The 17,364-nt window shown below is 48.8% G+C and carries 13 protein-coding genes; 6 read left to right on the top strand and 7 right to left on the bottom strand.

Features of this window, described 5'->3' with window-relative positions:
* Window positions 1–52: 52 nt before the first annotated feature.
* From MJ611_RS15190 to MJ611_RS15180, 3 genes are all read left to right on the top strand, one after another.
* The gene (locus MJ611_RS15190; RefSeq protein ID WP_250430858.1) at window positions 53–697 is read left to right on the top strand and encodes a DUF3347 domain-containing protein; all 645 of its coding nucleotides are present in this window, start codon (window positions 53–55) and stop codon (window positions 695–697) included.
* Window positions 698–760: 63 nt separating this feature from the next.
* Window positions 761–1,819, top strand: coding sequence for a YncE family protein (locus MJ611_RS15185; protein ID WP_250430857.1), 1,059 nt, complete (start codon window positions 761–763; stop codon window positions 1,817–1,819).
* A gap of 25 nt (window positions 1,820–1,844) precedes the next feature.
* Entirely contained in the window at window positions 1,845–2,561 is a 717-nt protein-coding gene (locus tag MJ611_RS15180; protein ID WP_250430855.1) for a hypothetical protein, read from the top strand.
* A gap of 118 nt (window positions 2,562–2,679) precedes the next feature.
* Here MJ611_RS15180 and MJ611_RS15175 read toward each other — a convergent pair whose 3' ends face one another.
* Window positions 2,680–5,304, bottom strand: a complete 2,625-nt coding sequence (locus tag MJ611_RS15175; RefSeq protein WP_250430853.1) for a multicopper oxidase domain-containing protein — start codon at window positions 5,302–5,304, stop codon at window positions 2,680–2,682.
* Window positions 5,305–5,580: 276 nt separating this feature from the next.
* On the opposite strand from MJ611_RS15175, the gene MJ611_RS15170 reads away from it, so the two are divergent.
* Both MJ611_RS15170 and MJ611_RS15165 read left to right on the top strand, forming a co-directional pair.
* Window positions 5,581–6,738: a potassium channel family protein gene (locus MJ611_RS15170; RefSeq protein ID WP_250430851.1), complete on the top strand. Its 1,158-nt coding sequence runs from the start codon at window positions 5,581–5,583 to the stop codon at window positions 6,736–6,738.
* Between the two features lie 43 nt (window positions 6,739–6,781).
* The gene (locus tag MJ611_RS15165) at window positions 6,782–7,153 is read left to right on the top strand and encodes a hypothetical protein (RefSeq protein WP_250430849.1); all 372 of its coding nucleotides are present in this window, start codon (window positions 6,782–6,784) and stop codon (window positions 7,151–7,153) included.
* A 128-nt stretch (window positions 7,154–7,281) separates the two neighbouring features.
* On the opposite strand, the gene MJ611_RS15160 is transcribed toward MJ611_RS15165, so the two are convergent.
* The 6 genes from MJ611_RS15160 to MJ611_RS15135 form a co-directional block, all read right to left on the bottom strand.
* On the bottom strand, window positions 7,282–9,954 hold the full coding sequence (locus tag MJ611_RS15160) for a cation-translocating P-type ATPase (protein WP_250430847.1): 2,673 nt from the start codon (window positions 9,952–9,954) through the stop codon (window positions 7,282–7,284).
* Between the two features lie 66 nt (window positions 9,955–10,020).
* Window positions 10,021–11,145 carry an efflux RND transporter periplasmic adaptor subunit gene (locus MJ611_RS15155; protein ID WP_250430845.1) on the bottom strand — a complete coding sequence of 375 codons (1,125 nt, stop codon included), beginning with the start codon at window positions 11,143–11,145 and terminating at the stop codon, window positions 10,021–10,023.
* A 2-nt stretch (window positions 11,146–11,147) separates the two neighbouring features.
* The gene (locus MJ611_RS15150) at window positions 11,148–12,434 is read right to left on the bottom strand and encodes an efflux RND transporter periplasmic adaptor subunit (RefSeq protein ID WP_250430843.1); all 1,287 of its coding nucleotides are present in this window, start codon (window positions 12,432–12,434) and stop codon (window positions 11,148–11,150) included.
* Between the two features lie 2 nt (window positions 12,435–12,436).
* A complete protein-coding gene (locus tag MJ611_RS15145) occupies window positions 12,437–14,356 on the bottom strand; it encodes an efflux RND transporter permease subunit (RefSeq protein WP_250430842.1) in 1,920 nt (639 codons plus the stop codon).
* 5 nt (window positions 14,357–14,361) lie between these two features.
* A complete protein-coding gene (locus MJ611_RS15140; RefSeq protein ID WP_250430840.1) occupies window positions 14,362–15,639 on the bottom strand; it encodes an efflux RND transporter permease subunit in 1,278 nt (425 codons plus the stop codon).
* 153 nt (window positions 15,640–15,792) lie between these two features.
* Window positions 15,793–16,032, bottom strand: a complete 240-nt coding sequence (locus MJ611_RS15135) for a copper chaperone (protein ID WP_250430838.1) — start codon at window positions 16,030–16,032, stop codon at window positions 15,793–15,795.
* Between the two features lie 175 nt (window positions 16,033–16,207).
* Between MJ611_RS15135 and MJ611_RS15130 the strand changes: the two genes are divergently transcribed.
* Window positions 16,208–17,287: a hypothetical protein gene (locus MJ611_RS15130; protein WP_250430836.1), complete on the top strand. Its 1,080-nt coding sequence runs from the start codon at window positions 16,208–16,210 to the stop codon at window positions 17,285–17,287.
* The last annotated feature ends 77 nt before the right edge of the window (window positions 17,288–17,364 follow it).

Here is a 17,364-nt window from a genome sequence, read left to right as displayed (position 1 = left end):
TATTGTACTTATGAATCAAATCAATTTTTAACTTTATACTTTATACCAAACCATGAAAAACATCATGAAGAAAACGTTTGTAGCTGCTGCCCTTGCAGCGTTTGTACTGACCTCCTGTGGAGAAAACAAGCAGGAAACTACTACTGCCGAAACCGAGAACATGGAGCACCACGAAGGTATGGCTCACGGCGATGCCATGCCAGCAGAAGGAAAAGTAGTGGTAGAAACTCCGGATTATACTTCGGTAGCCGGCCCTGTAAAAGACCAAATCACAGCTATAGTAGACAGCTACCTGAAGCTGAAGGACAACCTGGTGGCTTCTGACGCTGCAAAAGCACAGGCCGATGCCAAAGCCATCGTAGCAGCTGCTGAGAAAGTTGATGTTTCCGGATTGCAGGGTGAGCAGAAAACGTTTGCGGAAGAAAGACTGGGCGAGGTAAAACAGGCTGCTTCTAAAATAGCTGAATCTACAGACCTTGCTGCACAGCGCAGTCATCTGGAATTACTTTCTGAAGCTACTTTTGCCCTGACCAAAGGCTTCGGTGCTGCCGGTCAGACGCTTTATTACCAGCACTGCCCGATGGCCAACGATGATAAAGGTGGCTACTGGCTAAGCTCAAACGAAGAGATCCGTAACCCATACTTCGGCGACGCGATGCTGAAGTGCGGAAGCAACGAAGAAGTTTATAAAAAATAAATTTTATAGATCCACACAAAGAGCCGCAGCGAAAGTATGCGGCTCTTTTTTATACTTAAAACTATGATCCGAAATAAGTACAAACTACCGAAATCATTCTTATTGGGCCTTTCAGCTTTTGCTGTAGTATTAAGTGGCTGTATGCACCATAGTGAGCATGATGAGCCGCAAAAGCCACTGAACATTGATTACAAGGCAGCCTATGTGATTAATGGCCAGGACAACAATGTGTCTGTCCTCAAGCTTCAGGAAAACCGGGTAGCGGAGACCATAAAGTTACAGGAAGCAGTGGCACCCCATCACATCGCGCTCAGCCCGGATAAAAAACACCTAGCTATAGCCATTACATCCACGGACCTGAGCGGTGGCCATGGCGGGCATGGAGGCTCTACTGGTGGCTATAAAGTAATGATACTGGACGCCGTTTCCGGCATGGAAGTGAAAGTATTATCCACCCCTGACATGCCACACAACGCAGCCTATAACCAGGCTGGATCAGAACTATGGGTGGGACAGGCCGGTGGTAACAAGGTGCTGGTGTTTGACACCAAGAGCTGGAGTGTGAAGAGCACTGTAGCGGTTGGCAAAAGCCCGTCAGAAGTTACCTTTTCTACCAATGGAGCGCTGGCCTTTGTTGCCAACACAGATGATGCTACCGTAACAGTTATCGATCAGACTACCAAAGCGGTGAAGAAAACTATACCTGTGGGAGCTGAACCGGTAGGCGCCTGGCCTGCCGCAAATGGCAAAATGTATGTCGACAACGAGGCAGGCCAGACGGTAAGTGTGATCGATGTAAATAGTCTTACTGTAGAAGAAACCATAGCGCTGAACTTTAAGCCAGGTTATGTGGCCTACCACAGTGGCACCAATGAGCTATGGGTGAGCAACGCTACCGATGGCAAAGTTGTGATCTACCGCCGAGACGGTAACAGCTGGCAGCGCAAAACAGAAGTTGCAACAGGAGCTGATGCACACGCCATTATTTTCGATGAGGATATGAAGCTTGCCTATGTCACGAACCAGGGAGCGCACAATGTCTCGGTTATCAATACAGTAGATTATTCTAAAGTAACTACCCTGTCCGTTGGCAGAAAGCCTAATGGCATGGTAATCCGTTAAAAATTAATTTTCACTTTTACCCTAAATGCGCACTCATAAAATTGTTTGTTACAGCATAACCCTTTTTGCCTTTGTACAACTTATAGCTGCATCACCGGCCCTGGCACATGGCGGCGAAAAGCACGAAAAGAAGAAAACTGAAACCACAGTAGTAAAAACAGAAACAGTTGATACTGCCACGTCACAGCAAGCAGCAACCGATACGGCAGAAGCATCATCTCCTGTTCCTTCTACTACAGTGCATACCGAGGCGCACGAGCAAACTCCAAGCGAGGTACACGCCTCGCTCAGCGATTTTCCGAACACGCACCCGCTCATTGTTCATTTCCCGATCATGCTGCTGAAGGTAGCGGCGGCTGTACTGCTGGCAAACATTTTATTCCTCAGAAAGGAGCTAAACTGGCTAGTAACTATAGCTGCGTTGGTAGGTTTTATAACCGCTTATCTGGCTGCAAACTATAACCATCCGCACACCGACGGATTGACCACACATGCACAACTGGTGCTGGACCAGCACGACCTATATGCTGAATGGACTGTGTACCTGGGAGGAATTGGACTGGTAGCACAACTTCTCAGTCAGTTCCTGTTCAAGGGCACGCGCTGGAGCGTGGCTGTGGCCGCACTTATTCTAACCAGCTCAGCCTATGCGGTATCTATGGTCGGGCACTATGGAGCGCAACTTGTGCACATAGAAGGTGTAGGTCCGCAAGGTAAGTTCCTGAAAGAACATCACCACTAGTATAATCTATACTTAAGCAAGTATAAGCTTATACTTTACGCAAAAGCGGCTCCTTATTATCTTGATAGGGAGCCGTTTTCTTTTATAGTTACCATACCAATAACTATTCTTACCTGCTTCAATAAACAAACGTGAGGCCAGCGCCATACTTCATATCGCTGTCGTAGTGCGTTGAAAGGGAGACGTACTTAGTAACGATGTATCGCAGGCCGGCCATGTATTCCTTATCGGTGTTGCCCATCAGGTTCAGGCGCAAGCGACTGGTGAGTGGCACATCTTCTCGCCGCAACTGGAAACGCAGCTTCCCCTTGGTGTCTACCCTCATTTCTGACAGGATCAGCATAGGCAAGGTATACTGCACACCGGCTACGGCCACCTTCCGGTTATTCTGGTTGCTCAGCTGCCCGAACATGTTTTCCTCTGCCTCATCCTCCACACTATTGTAGTGATAGTCAAAACCAACAAAAGGAAACAGCCACTGCATTTTGCCAAAGTAGCGGCCAAAATACGTTTCGCTTTCAATGCCATACTCTTTCTTAAAACCAACCCGCCACTCGGTGGAGATCTGGTACCTGGAACTGCCCAAGACAAACTCGCCATCACTCCCATTACTCTCCAGCCCGAGTTGGCCGGAAGGGAGAAAGATTTTGTCTTCACGGTTAAACATTTTTTGGGCTAGTTTAGGATCGGGAAGATCAGGATTGGGTGGTGAGTTCTGGTAGGTGAACACGCGTCCCATACCGGCGATCATATGATAAAGTATATGGCAATGGAAAAACCAGTCACCGCTTTCCGAGGCTGCAAATTCAATCGTATCTGTCTCCATTGGCAGTATGTCCAGTACATTCTTGAGGGGAGCATATTCGCCGTGCTTGTTCAGTACCCGGAAATCGTGCCCGTGCAGGTGCATGGGGTGGCGCATCATGGAATTGTTGAACATGATGATCTTCACGTTCTCCCCTTTTTTGATCAGGATCTTATCCGACTCAGACACGGTTTTATTGTCTAAGGTCCAGACGTAGCGGTTCATGTTGCCGGTGAGCTCAAAACGCAGCACCTTTTCCGGTCCGGGCTTTAGGGTTGTTTTCTCAGGTGCACGCAGCATGCCATAGTTCAGGGTAACCTTCTCGCCGTTACTGCCACTCCTATTCATGTTGTGCATGTCGTGCCCCTGCATGGTATGGCCCTGGTGTGAGGTGGTATCAGCTTTTTGTTTCATGTGCATAGTTGTATCAGCAGCGGGCTCAGTAGTTTCTCCTCCGTGCATGCTGTGGTCCTGCGCTGAAGACTCGGGGTACATCACGCTGTTCATGTCCATCTTCTGGTTGCTCATTTCCATGTCCATCGGTTCTATGTCCCCATTCAGTTTCATCATGTCGTTCATCATCTTCATGCCCTCAAAGTAGTTCAGTTTGCCCAAACGCTTTGCTTTCATTTTCATGCCCCTGCCCAGCCATAGCGAGGTTGTGTTGCTCCGGTCTTCGGCAGTCGCAAGAAATTCATATTGCATGTTCTCCGGTAGGGTTACCAGCAGGTCGTAGGTCTCCGCTGGCGCGATAATCAGGCGGTCCACTTCCACAGGTTCCACATCGTTGCCATCGTTGCCCACTACCGTAATCTTACTGCCGGAGTAAGTCAGCCAGAAATAGGTAGAAGCACCGCCGTTCACCACCCTGAGTTTTACTGTATCTCCGGCTGTAAAATGCGTTTGTTCTGCTATATCCTGCCCATTGGTCAGAAATTTTTCATACGCCACGTCGCTTACATCCATGGCTGTCATCCGCTTCCATTCGTTTTTAAGTTTGGTGCCAAAGTAGCCTTTCCGGATAGCCTCCGCATAGCCCTGTGTCGCACCTTTCTGTATCGAAAACCAATCGTTGGCACTGCGCAGTGACCGGTATACTTCCTTGGGGTTCCTGTCGGTCCAGTCGCTGAGCACAATCGGGATAGCCGGCATATCAGGTTCATTCACTTTGTTAAAGATCAGGGCACCATACATGCCGCTTTGCTCCTGAAACGCGCTGTGGCTGTGGTACCAGTAGGTACCATTCTGGATGATCGGGAATTTATACAGGTAAGTGGAGTGAGGCTTTATAGGTTTTTGGGTAAGCCACGGAACACCATCAAATCGGTTTGGCAGAAATACCCCATGCCAGTGTATGGAAGTTTCCACATCCATTTCATTGTGCACATAGATCTCAGCTGTATCGCCCTGGGTAAAGGTTAAGGCAGGCGCCGGAATGCTGCCGTTTATGGCTACTGCCCTCCTGGTTCTTCCTGTAAAATTCACAAGGGTATCGCGTACATAGAGGTCGTAACGAACGGTGCGGGGTTTGTAGGCCTGCCTCGGACTTTCTGGTTTATGTCCTGCTTTATGGACAGGCTTCTCTTTTACTTCCGGATTCTGTACAGGTGTGGCAGGTTTTTTCTTAGTAGGCTGCGCATGTTTATGAGCAGGCTGATCTTTCTTCTGAGCAGGCTGTGCTGATTTCTGCTGAACGCGCTGCTTTGTTGGGGCAGGCTTGGCCTTCACAGCTTTCTTGGGTGGAGCTTGCTGTTGCTTAGCCGGGGCTTTTAGTTTTTGCTTTACCAGCGTCATGCCGCACTTGGGACACTTTCCGGGCCTGGTGCTTTGCACTTCGGGGTGCATCGGGCAAGTATAGATCTCGCTTTGTTGTTGCTGGGCTGGCTTGTGGTTTTCGTGCTGCGCTAAAGTATACTGCCCGGTGCCGAGCAATATCATTAATATCAATAGTTTATACATGTTAAGCTGGTGCAAAATAAAAAGTATTCTACAAGTTGCCTGTTACGCGCAAAGCTCAAAGGACAATTGCCCAGATCTAAGCGAGTGCGACTACAGTTATAGTTCTGTTTTACAGGAATCAGCTTGATAAGTTGGATTAGCCTGTCTTTTATACCTGGATAAAAAGGCAGTGGCCTAATCATCAGAACTCGTTAAACTCCCCCTACAAACACTTCCTGGCATTTTTACATAATTTAGCTAGTAGCACCAGCTTAAGTGACTCTAAAACAAGCAACAGCTGCCCTGACAGTGATTCCAAGCTTATACTTCCCGGGCTCTCCGGATCTGCCACTTCTGTGTTATTCAACTCCATACTTGTTATTGCGTTTAGAAGGACGTGCCAACAATGCGATGTGCTTTATGAATATTCTGTATCTCTTCCTGGGAGTTCTAATTTTTACCTTGATTGCACTGGATATTATCAAGACCACCTTTTCTTCCAGCGGAGGCGGTCGGATTACGGAACTAGTTTCCAGGACGGTGTGGAAGATTTTCTTCTTTGTTTCGGGTAAAAAGGGAAGGGCAAAACTACTTGAGTATGCGGGACCATCAATTCTTACCAGCACGCTTCTGACGTGGGTTCTGGGGCTCTGGGCAGGACTGTTTCTGATGTTACTTTCTGATCCGGACTCTGTTGTAAACAGCACTACTTTATCCAGTGCCAGCCCCTTGGAAAAGCTCTACTATGCCGGTTTTACACTCTCCACGTTGGGAGTGGGAGATTATGTGGCTTCAAATGATTTGTGGCGGATCATTACAAGTGTCACAGCCTTCTCTGGCTTAGCTTTCATAACTGCTTCTCTCACTTATTTTGTACAAGTGTTGTCTGCCGTTGGTTTGCAGAGCAAGTTCAGTCTTTATATCAACAGTATGGGTAAATCGCCGCAGCAGATTCTGGTTAACAGCTGGGACGGTAAGGGCTTTTCCTCTTTTTTCGATAACGTATCAGACATTTGCCAGATGTTGATACAACATACTGTTAACCATCACTCCTTTCCTGTGGTTCATTACTTTCATAACAGTCAGCCAAAGTTGTCTGTCGCGCCTGCCATTGTGCTGCTGGATGAGGCACATCAACTCCTGAAGCAAACCGTTTCACAGGATGTGGTGAAGGATGAACTAAAAATGGCAGTGCTACAAACCGCACTGGATTCTTACCTGGAGATGGTGAAAGGAAATTTCATGAAAAACACTTCTCCCAAGGCTGATGCGCCTATGCCTGATCTTTGGCAACTGGAGCAGAAAGAAATTCCGCTCAAAGGAAAAAATGAAGTAGCAGAAATCTTTAAACAGGACCTGAAAGACCGCCGGAAACTCCTGACTTCGCTTTTAGAGATGGATGGCTGGTACTGGAAAGATGTGTACCGATCATGAGGAAAGTGTTGTCACAGTTCTGGCTGTGCTTTTAAAATATTAGATGAAGGTACACTTTTGGCTGATTCTGTTTTATTATCTCCCGGCTCCCGGAGTAGCTTTAAAGAAGCAGATGAGATCAGGGCGCTTACGTTGCATAAATCAAGCAGCAAAGCAGCAAAACAGCAATACAAACGTGATGGAAAACAGGACAAATCAACAGCAGTTTGCCCAGTCTGCTTCGGCACTTGGAGCGGGTATACTTGGCTTTGGCCTTGGTGTTAAATGGGGAAGTATAGCAAGTAATTATGCTTTAATCATTATACTAACAGGTGCTGTTCTGCATGTGAGTGGGATGTATTTAACTCAAATGAGAAACACATCCAGCTCAACTAATAAAGCAGCAAGAGTGCTTTGGTATTCGGCATGGGCGTGATTGGTGCTATTAGTTGGCCTTATAGCTTATCTGGTTGTAGAGTAACCATTTAATTACTTCCTTCTCGGATTTGAATTCTTTCAAGGAATGAATAAAACATACTTTAAGGCAGATCTGAGCTTTCACTACTAAACTACCAGTCTCATTCTTTTTAAAACCTGAATCATTACCAGCGACAAAAAGCTGAAGCCAATACTGATAGCCAGATCCACAATACCCATCGTTTGGATGTATAGCACCTCTCTGAAAGGCTGGAAGAAATAGGCCGTAAATACTACCAGCGAACAAATAAAAAGGGCGTACCACACATACTTGTTTCTTATCACCTCGCTTTTGAAGAAGCCCACTTTTGCAGAAGCCATGTTAAATACATGCCACAGCTGAGAGAACACCAGCGTAAAGAAAAGTATGTTATTGCAAAGTTTTGCCTGCAATACTTCTGTCCGGTGGTACCAGTAATGGCTAACAAACACTGCAGCCAGCACACAAAGTGTAATGACGGCTGCATACATAAAAATGGACCGCCATTGCTGGTTATCAATGATGGGAGCCTCAGGCTTCCGGGGTTTGCTCTTCATGATCAGATCATTCCCTTTGGTTACTCCCAGCGCCAATGCCGGTAGTACATCGGTAACAAGGTTAATGAATAAAATCTGGAGTGGCAGCAATGAAAAGTGCACGTTCCAGACAGAAACTATTGCCACAACCATGAGCTCGCTGAGGTTACAGGAAAGTAAGAAAGTGACAAACTTCTTGATGTTCTCAAATATGATCCGGCCCTGCTTTATGGCTACTACAATTGAAGTGAAAGAATCATCTTTTAAGACCATGTCAGATACCTCCTGGGCCACCTGTGTTCCGCGAATGCCCATTGAAATTCCGATATCCGCTTTTTTGATGGCCGGTGCGTCATTCACACCATCCCCTGTCATGCCAACAATGCAGTTGTTCTCCTGAAGCAGCGTAACCAGGTCAAGTTTCTGCTTGGGCGTAACGCGGGCAAAAATCTGTGTTCTAAGCCACTGCCTTTTGTCCTGGTCGTTTAATTTGGCGAAATCCTTCATCTCTTTGCCATGCATGACAGGCGCCTGCTCCTTATCCGTTAACCCCAGTTTTAAAGCGATATTTCTTGCAGTAGCCGGGTGGTCGCCGGTTATCATGATCACTTTGATGCCGGCCAACTTACACTCTTCCAACGCTTGCGACACTTCTGTCCGGGGTGGGTCCAGAAGCCCAAGTACGCCTGTAAAGATCAGATCCCTGGTAAGTTCTTCCTCAATGGAAGATGTTTCTTTATAAGCAAAAGCCAGCAGCTTCAATCCTTCTGAAGCCAACTGCTCCGTCTGTTCCAGCCAGATATCTTTTTCGTTATCTGAAAACGCTACCGGCTGTCCTTCCAGCAGTATGTGTGTACTTTTTTGCAGCAACTCCTCCACAGCTCCTTTGGCAAATACAACATAGGTATCTCCGCTCTTATGCAGCGTTGCCATTATCTTGGCTTCAGAGGTAAAAGCAGCTTCCCTGATTTTCGGAAATCGTTCTCTTTCCTGTTGGATATCCCTGCCCGCTGTTATTGCATATTTCAACAGACCTATCTCCAGCGGGTCTCCTACTTCCCGCAGCGTATCCTCTCTCATCTCCAAGTTAGCCGTGTTGCACAGGACGGAAGCGTCTACTATTTTCTGGTAGTTTTCTGATTTCCTGACCTCTTCCGGAATGGCAACGGCACCATCGGGGCTGTAAACTACTTCAGACTTGCCGGAAGGTATAAGAATGGTGTTGACAGCTATCTTATTCTGTGTGAGGGTACCGGTTTTATCTGTGCAGATCACGTTGGTACCTCCGAGCGTTTCCACTGCGGCAAGTTTTTTGACAACTACATTATGCTTCGCCATCCGGAGCATACCCTGTGCCAGGGCCAGTGTAGCAACGATCGGCAGCCCTTCCGGTATGGCAGCTACTGCCAGCGCAATAGAAGATTCCAGTACATCCAACCACGCTGCACCCTGCAGGATACCGGCAATAAAAATGACCACCACCAGCACAAGGGTAATCCGGATGAGCTTTTTGCTGAATTGCTCCAGCTTTTTTTCCAGGGGAGTAGCGGCCTGCTCTGCCCCTTGTACCAGAGAGGCTATTTTGCCAAGCTCGGTGCTCATGCCGGTTCCGGTTACCACAGCCTTTGCATTGCCCTTGGTAACATAGGTGCCCTTAAACAGCATATTTACCCGGTCAGCCAGCGGTACATCTCCTTCCAAAACGGCCTCATCTTTTGTCACGGGAATGGACTCGCCGGTTAATGCGGCCTCATCCACTTCCAGCTGCATGGACTGAAATATCCGGGCATCGGCCAGTATCATGTCGCCTGCTTCCACGAACAGAACATCACCAGGTACGATAAACTCAGAAGGAATCTCCTGAAGGTTTCCATCCCTTATTACTTTACCTGAAAGCGAGGCCAGCTGCCTGAGCGCATTCATGGAGCGGTTGGCATGAAACTCCATGTAGAACCCGATCAATGCATTGATGACGATAACAGCCAGGATAGCCGTACCATTCAGCCATTCCTGAAAGAAGAAAGACAAGCCGGCGGCAACCACCAGCAGCAACACCATAGGACTCATGAACTGCTGCAAAAGCATGGCTCCTATGCTCTTCTGCTTTTCAGACTGAATAGCATTCTGCCCATGCTGTTCCAGCAGCTTTTCTGCCTCCTCGCCCGTAAGCCCCCGCTGCGGCTCTGTGTGTAACTCTTTTGAGAGGAGCGCAATATCTTTGGCGTATGGCTGTTGAGCGATCATATCTTTATGTTTTTACCAACTTCCGCTGCAGAAAAAGAAACAGGTTGTAAGCAGGATAAGCTGATCTTACATGCCCGGCATCGTGTGGGAGGCACCCTTATCGATGATGTTCTTACTGTTTAACAAGTATGCCCCGGAAGTAACCACTACTTCTCCTTCGTTCAGTCCGCTGAGCACTTGCACCCTGTCTTTGTTTTCCAGCCCTGTCTTTACCAGTCGCATCTCGAACTGATCAGGTGCTGTCTCTACCCAGACAGCGGTATCTTCCGAGAACAGCAATGCAGCTTTAGGCACCGTAAGCGTTTTTACTTTTGCTCCACTTAGGCTCACGTAAGCCATCATGCCGGGCCTGAGTGCTCCTGTAGGGTTTATTACTTTGTAGCGCATCAGGTATACCTGGCTGTTCTTCTCCAAAGCAGGGCTCCGAAATGCAGGTATGCCTTTAAACATCCTGCCAGGGTACCCTTCAAATTCAATCTCAACGGGAGCCCCGGCCTTCAGGTATTCCAGCTCATTTGGGTATACCTGCGCTTCTACCCAAACGTTCGAAAGGTTGACTATTTCCATCAGTGGGGTACCTTCTGCCACGTACTCCCCTTCCCTGACCTTCAGGTTGGTGATATACCCTGAGGCCGGGCTGTAGAAGGTAACTTTAGGATCGGCCTTGCGGGTTGTGGAAAGCGACCGGATCTGTCTTTCCGTGAGCCCCCAAAGCTGCAGCCTTTTTTTAGCTCTGCTTAGCAGCCGTAACATCGTCTGATCCGGGTTCGAGGCAGTTTGGACCAACTCCAGTGCGTTCAGGTATTCGTTTTGGGCAATCAGCAGCTCTTCGCTGTACAGGGCATACAAGGCTTGTCCTTTCCGTATCTTCTCCCCGGAGTTTCGAACAAACAGCCTGTCCAACCTGCCACTTACCCTAGCGCTGACCTCTTCCGTTTTGTTTTCATCTATTGCCACGGTACCAAGTATAGCTTGCTGCGTGCCCATCCAGGAAGTTCTGGCGGTATCTGTTTCAATATTGGCCAGCAGCTTCATCCGCCTGTTTAGGTGAATGGCAGTATGCTCTTGCGGCATTTCTATCGTATGGCCAGCATGCCCGGCTCCGCCCTTGTCCGACTTACAGGCAGAAGTTATAGCCAGAAGTATAACTGTTGAAGATATGGTCAGAACATACTTATGTAGCTTGAGCATTTTCATTCCTTCAGAGCTGCCGCATTAATTATACTTTCACTGTCGGCGAGCAGGCCGGCATCTGCAGCAATTTCCTGCCCTGCTCTTAAACCACTGACAATCTCTGTGGCAGTGGCCGTGGTGCGTCCGGTTTTTACTTCTATGGCTTCGAATAGCTTTTTCCCCTGAGGCGTTTTAGCAGTCAACAGCCACACTACTTTTTTTCTGCCCAGGTCCAGGAGCGTACTGTTCGGAACGGTTAATGCCTCTTTGCTGCCGCTTGCAAGGGTAGCTCTCACAAGCGCGTTTTCCTTGAACTGCAAATCCCTGTTCGGCAGGTATACCCGTACCGTTACAAACTTCTGCCCCGGCTCATACACCGGCTCAATCAGGTCGATCTTACCTGTCTCAAACCTGCCTGGCTCCCGCTCATTGTATACTTTAACAGGTGTGCCTGCTTTCAATAGCGACTGGTGCCGGGCGTCTACCGAAAGTATAGCCCATACTTCCCGGTAATCATTCACTTCAAAAAGCGTCTGTCCTGCTTTCACATAATCCCCTTTCCGAAGCACCCCTGCTCCCCTGACCGAAGCGCCTGAAACAGCGCCACCACCTGTTTTATCGCCACTCATACTTTCCATACCCTCCTGCTGGCTTGCAGTTGCCATTTGGGCTGCAGGAGTAGCTGCAGTCTCAGAGAACAACACAAATCCTTCTGCAGGGCTCTCGATCTGCACTGTTGATTTTGGGGTTTTGCTACGCTCCATGGTATTGATCTGGCTGTCAGATAGCCCGAGCAAGTGCAGCCTTTGCCTGGCTTGCTCCAGTAAGGCAGTGTCTTCGGGGTGCTGGCGCAGGTAATGCAGCTCCTGCTGGAAGGTGTTGAGCGTTGGGCTGTACAGCGCCATAATAGGTTGCCCCTTACGAACATAGGCGTAGTTATACTTTACCTGCAGCGCCTCAATTCGGCCATCGAAGCGGGCTGCAACTTTCACGTTTCTGCGCTCGTCGTTGCGGATGTAGCCGGTTGCACTGAATTGCGCTTCTCCGGGTGCCGCTCCTACCCTGATGGTTTTCTGATCCGAGATAACATACTTATTGGTGGGTTTAGCTACAGCAACCAGCAAGCTGTCTACTTCCGCTTCTCTAACATGCTGTTCGTGTACCGTATGCACCCGGTGATCGTGTATACCGGTTTCCTGTTCTGCGGAGCAGGCTGCCAGCAGCGGGAGCAAAGCAGTTACAAGACAGTATAACTGCCACCTATACTTTCGTTGTCCCTGCTGCCTGTATGGATCAAACCTTTGCATGATTACTCCTTTACATCCAATACCCTGATGGTGCCATACTTTCGCAGATGCCACTCGTGCACCAACTGATACACGACTGGCAGCACGACAAGTACAAACAGTGTGGCTGTGAGCAGTCCGAATACAAAGGGAATTGTGATAGGCCACATCACATCACTGCCTGTCCCGGTTGCCAGGAGCACCGGCAAAAGCCCGATCATATCGGCCATCACTGTCATCAGAATGGGCCTGACCCGCAAAGCGGCTCCTCCGAAAATTGCTTCTTTGATATCTGCTGTAGTTAGCGCCTGGCTGCTGTTCCCTTTTGTTATCGTTAGTTTCCGCAGCTCTTCGTTCATGTAGAGAATGATGAGTACTCCGGTTTCGATCGCTACTCCAAAGAGCGCAATAAAACCGACCGCTACGGCCACCGAAAAATTCACGTTGAACAGGTATAAGGAGTATACCCCACCGATGAGGGCAACAGGAAGGCAGGTAAGTATGATCAGGGATTCGCGTACCGAATAAAAGGTAAAATAAAGTATGAATGCGATGATCACCAGCGTGAGCGGGATGATGATCGAGAGCCGCTTCTGCGCTCTGACCTGGTTTTCGTACTGGCCGCTCCACTCGATGTAGTAACCCTCCGGCAGCTTTTCGAAGCGTTCGCTTATGCGTTGCCGGGCCTCCTTCACCACACTTCCCATGTCCCTGCCCCGGATGTTGAACAGCACCGTACCGCGCAGCATGGCATTTTCCGAGCTGATCATCGGCGGGCCCTCCTGCACCAGAATATCTGCCACAACAGACAGCGGAATAACGCCATACTGGCCCGTTTGGATGGGTATCCGCTTGATCTCTGACAGATCATCCCGGTAATTTTGCGCCAGCCGCAGGTTCACGTTAAACCGCTGCCGTCCTTCTACGGTGGTGGTGAGCGGCATACCCCCCAGGGCAGTCTCGATGACCATGTTCACATCGTCAATGCTGAGGCCGTACCTGCCTGCCTCCTTGCGGTTTATCCTGATGTCCAGGTACTTCCCGCCGGTGAGCTGCTCTACATACAGGTCCTGCAAACCCTCCACGCCCTGTAACGCTTTCTCGATCTCCAGAGACAGCGAATAAATGCTGTCGAGGTTCTGCCCGTATACTTTGATCCCTACATCAAGGCGTATACCGGTAGAGAGCATGTTGATCCGGTTGATGATGGGCTGCGTCCAGCCGGAGATCACACCTGGAATCTGCACTTTCTCGTTCAGTTCCTGCACCAGTTTGTCCTTTGTCATGCCACTGCGCCACTCGGACCGTGGCTTCAGGATGATGATGGTTTCGATCATACTCATCGGGGCATTGTCGGTTGCCGTATAGGCTCGGCCTGCTTTCCCCAGTACATTTTCGACCTCTGGTACTGATTTGATGATCCGGTCCTGCACCTGCAAAATGCGCTTGGCCTCTGTGTTGGAAATATCGGGCATGGTGACGGGCATAAAAAGAAGCGAACCTTCATCGAGCGGCGGCATAAACTCGGTACCCATACCGAGTACCAACGGAATGCTACCCAGTACAATGAGCAACGCAATGGCAATCACGGTCTTCTTCCATTCCAGGCACCAGCGGATAACGGGGCTGTATACTTTGATAAAGAAACTTGACACCTTGTTCCTGCTCTCCGGCACAAGTTTTCCCTTCATCAGGGTGCGCAGCAGCATCGGCACGATCAGGATGGCTACGATAGCTGAACCAATCATGGTAAAGGTCTTGGTCAGCACCAGTGGCGAGAAGAGTTTTTGCTCCTGTCCCGTAAGCAGCAGGATGGGCATCAGTGAGATCAGCGTAATGAGTATGGAAAAGAAAACAGCCCGCCCTACCGTTCTGGATGAGCGCTCCACGATCTCCAGTCTTCTTTCTTCCGCAAACTCCCTTGTTGAGCCTATCCTTTCCATCTATTTTACGGTTCCGGGTTTTGCAGCATTTCGTTCGTCAGCGACTTGTAGGCATTCTCTGCCATCACAATTCCGGCGTCTACCAGGTCTCCGATAGCAAGGGCAATACCACCCAACGACATAATGTTCAGGCTGATGTCGAAGAAGCGGATCAGCATAAAACCGATGAGGATAGATAAAGGGATGGTGATGAGCGCAACAGCCGCACTCCGCAGGTGAAACATAAAAAGTGTAACCACCAGCGATACCACCAGTATTTCTTCCCACAGCGCCTCCTTAAGTGTAGCAATAGCTGCCTCGATCAGATCGCTGCGGTCATAAGCAACCTTAAACTTTACTCCGGGCGGCAGCCCTTTCTCTATCTCCGCAATTCTTGTCTTCACGCGGTCGATCACCACCTTGGCATTTTCCCCGTACCGGCTGATGACGATGCCGCCGACCACTTCGCCTTCTCCGTTCAGGTCGGTGATGCCAAGCCGTAGGTCCCCTGTTACCTGCACCGACGCCACATCGTTTATTGTGATGGGAACGGATTTATAGGAGCCCACGGCAATGTCTTTGATGTCGTTTATGTCGGTGATGTACCCAAGCCCCCGCACCAGGTAGCCGCTGGAGTTGATCTCGTAAATGCTGCCGCCCACATCGCGGTTATTGCGGGCAATGGCATTGGTTACTTCCATCAGCGGGATGCCATAGTACACCAGTTTATGCGGATCAATATTGACCTGGTAGCGTTTCTGAAAGCCTCCGAAAGAAGCCACTTCGCTTACGCCTTCTGTATTTTGCAGCGCAAATTTGATGTACCAGTCCTGGAGGGCGCGGAGTTCGCCCAGGTTATACCCGGGTGCTTCTAACGTATACCAGAACACGTGTCCCAAACCGGTACCGTCAGGACCAAGCGAAGGCGTTATTCCCGGCGGAAGGAAGCGCTGGGCATAGTTGAGCCGCTCCAGCACGCGCGTTCGGGCCCAGTAAATATCCTCCTCATCCTGAAACACCACAAAAATAAAGCTCATGCCGAACATAGAAGCTGCCCTTACGGATTTGATGCGCGGTATACCCTGCAGGTTGGCAACAAGCGGATAGGTTACCTGGTCTTCCATTATCCGGGGATTTCTCCCCATCCATTCCGTGTAAACGATCACCTGGTTTTCAGAAAGGTCCGGAATGGCATCGACCGGGGTTTGCTGCACAGAATAGACTCCTCCTGCTAAAATGAGCAGTATGCCCATCCAGACAAAGAACCTGTTGTGCATGGACCAGGAAATGATTTTTTCAATCATGCCGTGTAGCGTATAAAAACAGTGCTATTGTTTTATACGCACAACATCTTACAATAAGTATAGATTTTATGTCAATAACACCATAAACAAGTTCAGCACCTCATATTAAAAGAAGGTGACTGAAACGGTATCTGACGGTTTATGCCATCAGTTTTACAAGCCATCGCCACCAATGCCAATTACCCGGATGATTTCAGCTTTAAAACCTGCCTGCTGCACCACGTTTTCGATCCGTTGGGGATCCAGATCTGTACCGGATACGCTCAACAGCTTGTCGTTACTTTCGGTATCAATGTGCCAGCGGCTTATACTTTCTTCTTTATCCAAAAAAGGAGCTATCCTGGATAAGGCTTCTTCGTTCTCTACGTTGGTTTTAAACTTGATTATTTCCATAGCTACAAGTGTTTTTGCATTAAATGAACGGGACCGGTAACAACTGGTTAGGAAATAACTATAGTTTGTGCCCTGTACGTAATCTTCAGACTGATAGTAGCGTACCTTCCTGCTACATGAACTTTCCGGAAAAACCTTTATCTTACACAATACTTTGGTTTTATACTTGAAAGACATGAAGGCCCCCTTACTACTCCTGACGTTTGTTTTGCTTCTGATTTTAAATACCTCCTGTAGCAACACAGAAAAAGAAACCGCTACAGAAACAGGAACGACAGATACCCTGCTCGCGGCAGGGCGGCAGCCACAACTAGCTGTAGATCCTAAAGGGAATACCCGGGTGGTATATGGCCTGGAGGATAAGATTTACTGCGCCACTTCCAAAGATAACGGGCAAACCTTTTCAGAACCGGTGCTGGTGGGGCAGCTAAAAGGCTTGTACCTGGGCATGTCTATGGGGCCTCAGATCGCCAGTTCTGCGAACTACTCAGTGGTAACTGCTATTGACAAGCAGGGCAATATCCATTCATACAGACTGGACCATAAGACAGATAAGTGGGTGAAGGCTGCTGGTGTAAATGACGTACCTGGTGTTGCAGCCGAGGGCCTGATGAGCATTGCCTCCGATGAACAAGATAACTTTTATGCGGTGTGGCTGGATGTAAGAAAAAACAAGCAAAACAAGATCGTGTTTGCCTCCACTACCGGAAGTGCCAACGCATGGTCAGAAAACAAAGTGGTGTACGAATCGCCTGACAGCACCGTGTGCGAATGCTGCAAGCCAAGTATAGCCGTGGAAGGCAAGCAGGTAATCCTGATGTTCAGAAACTGGATAGATGGCTCCCGGGATTTTTACCTGACCAAATCTAGTGACAACGGACAGCAGTTTTCACAACCACAGAAACTGGGAACCGGCACCTGGAAACTGGAGGGCTGCCCTATGGATGGCGGTGGCATTCTGCTGGACAGTAAAAATGGAATTCACACTGCCTGGCAACGGGAAGGTACTATCTTCTATGCACAGCCTGGGCAGCAGGAAATGCAGATTGGCAAAGGTCGGAACTGCCGCATCAGCGGGAAAACAAACCCGGTAATTGCTTGGAAAAACGGTTCTGATCTGAAGCTAAAGTTCCTGAATGCAGATACGGAAACTGTGGTGGGGAAAGGCAGCTATATTGAAACCGCTGAAATGCCGGATAACAAGACGCTTTGTGTCTGGGAAGATGAAAACAAGATCCGTTTCAGGAAAATTTAAGCTTAGAGCTACAAACGACTGTTTATACTTGAAAGCAAAAAACCGCACTTGATAATCAAGAGCGGTTTTTTGCTTTC

The organism is Pontibacter ruber (assembly GCF_023630205.1).
GTDB classification, from domain to species: Bacteria; Bacteroidota; Bacteroidia; order Cytophagales; family Hymenobacteraceae; genus Pontibacter; species Pontibacter ruber.
Note: the sequence above shows the minus strand (reverse complement) of the source record. Positions and strands in the feature narration are given on the sequence as shown.

Coding starts and splice junctions, on each gene's coding strand:
- MJ611_RS15185 (WP_250430857.1), top strand. CDS start 761: ATGATCCGAAATAAGTACAAACTACCGAAATCATTCTTATTGGGCCTT.
- MJ611_RS15190 (WP_250430858.1), top strand. CDS start 53: ATGAAAAACATCATGAAGAAAACGTTTGTAGCTGCTGCCCTTGCAGCG.
- MJ611_RS15130 (WP_250430836.1), top strand. CDS start 16,208: ATGAAGGCCCCCTTACTACTCCTGACGTTTGTTTTGCTTCTGATTTTA.
- MJ611_RS15160 (WP_250430847.1), bottom strand. CDS start 9,954: ATGATCGCTCAACAGCCATACGCCAAAGATATTGCGCTCCTCTCAAAA.
- MJ611_RS15145 (WP_250430842.1), bottom strand. CDS start 14,356: ATGGAAAGGATAGGCTCAACAAGGGAGTTTGCGGAAGAAAGAAGACTG.
- MJ611_RS15175 (WP_250430853.1), bottom strand. CDS start 5,304: ATGATATTGCTCGGCACCGGGCAGTATACTTTAGCGCAGCACGAAAAC.
- MJ611_RS15155 (WP_250430845.1), bottom strand. CDS start 11,145: ATGCTCAAGCTACATAAGTATGTTCTGACCATATCTTCAACAGTTATA.
- MJ611_RS15140 (WP_250430840.1), bottom strand. CDS start 15,639: ATGATTGAAAAAATCATTTCCTGGTCCATGCACAACAGGTTCTTTGTC.
- MJ611_RS15135 (WP_250430838.1), bottom strand. CDS start 16,032: ATGGAAATAATCAAGTTTAAAACCAACGTAGAGAACGAAGAAGCCTTA.
- MJ611_RS15180 (WP_250430855.1), top strand. CDS start 1,845: ATGCGCACTCATAAAATTGTTTGTTACAGCATAACCCTTTTTGCCTTT.
- MJ611_RS15150 (WP_250430843.1), bottom strand. CDS start 12,434: ATGCAAAGGTTTGATCCATACAGGCAGCAGGGACAACGAAAGTATAGG.
- MJ611_RS15165 (WP_250430849.1), top strand. CDS start 6,782: ATGAAGGTACACTTTTGGCTGATTCTGTTTTATTATCTCCCGGCTCCC.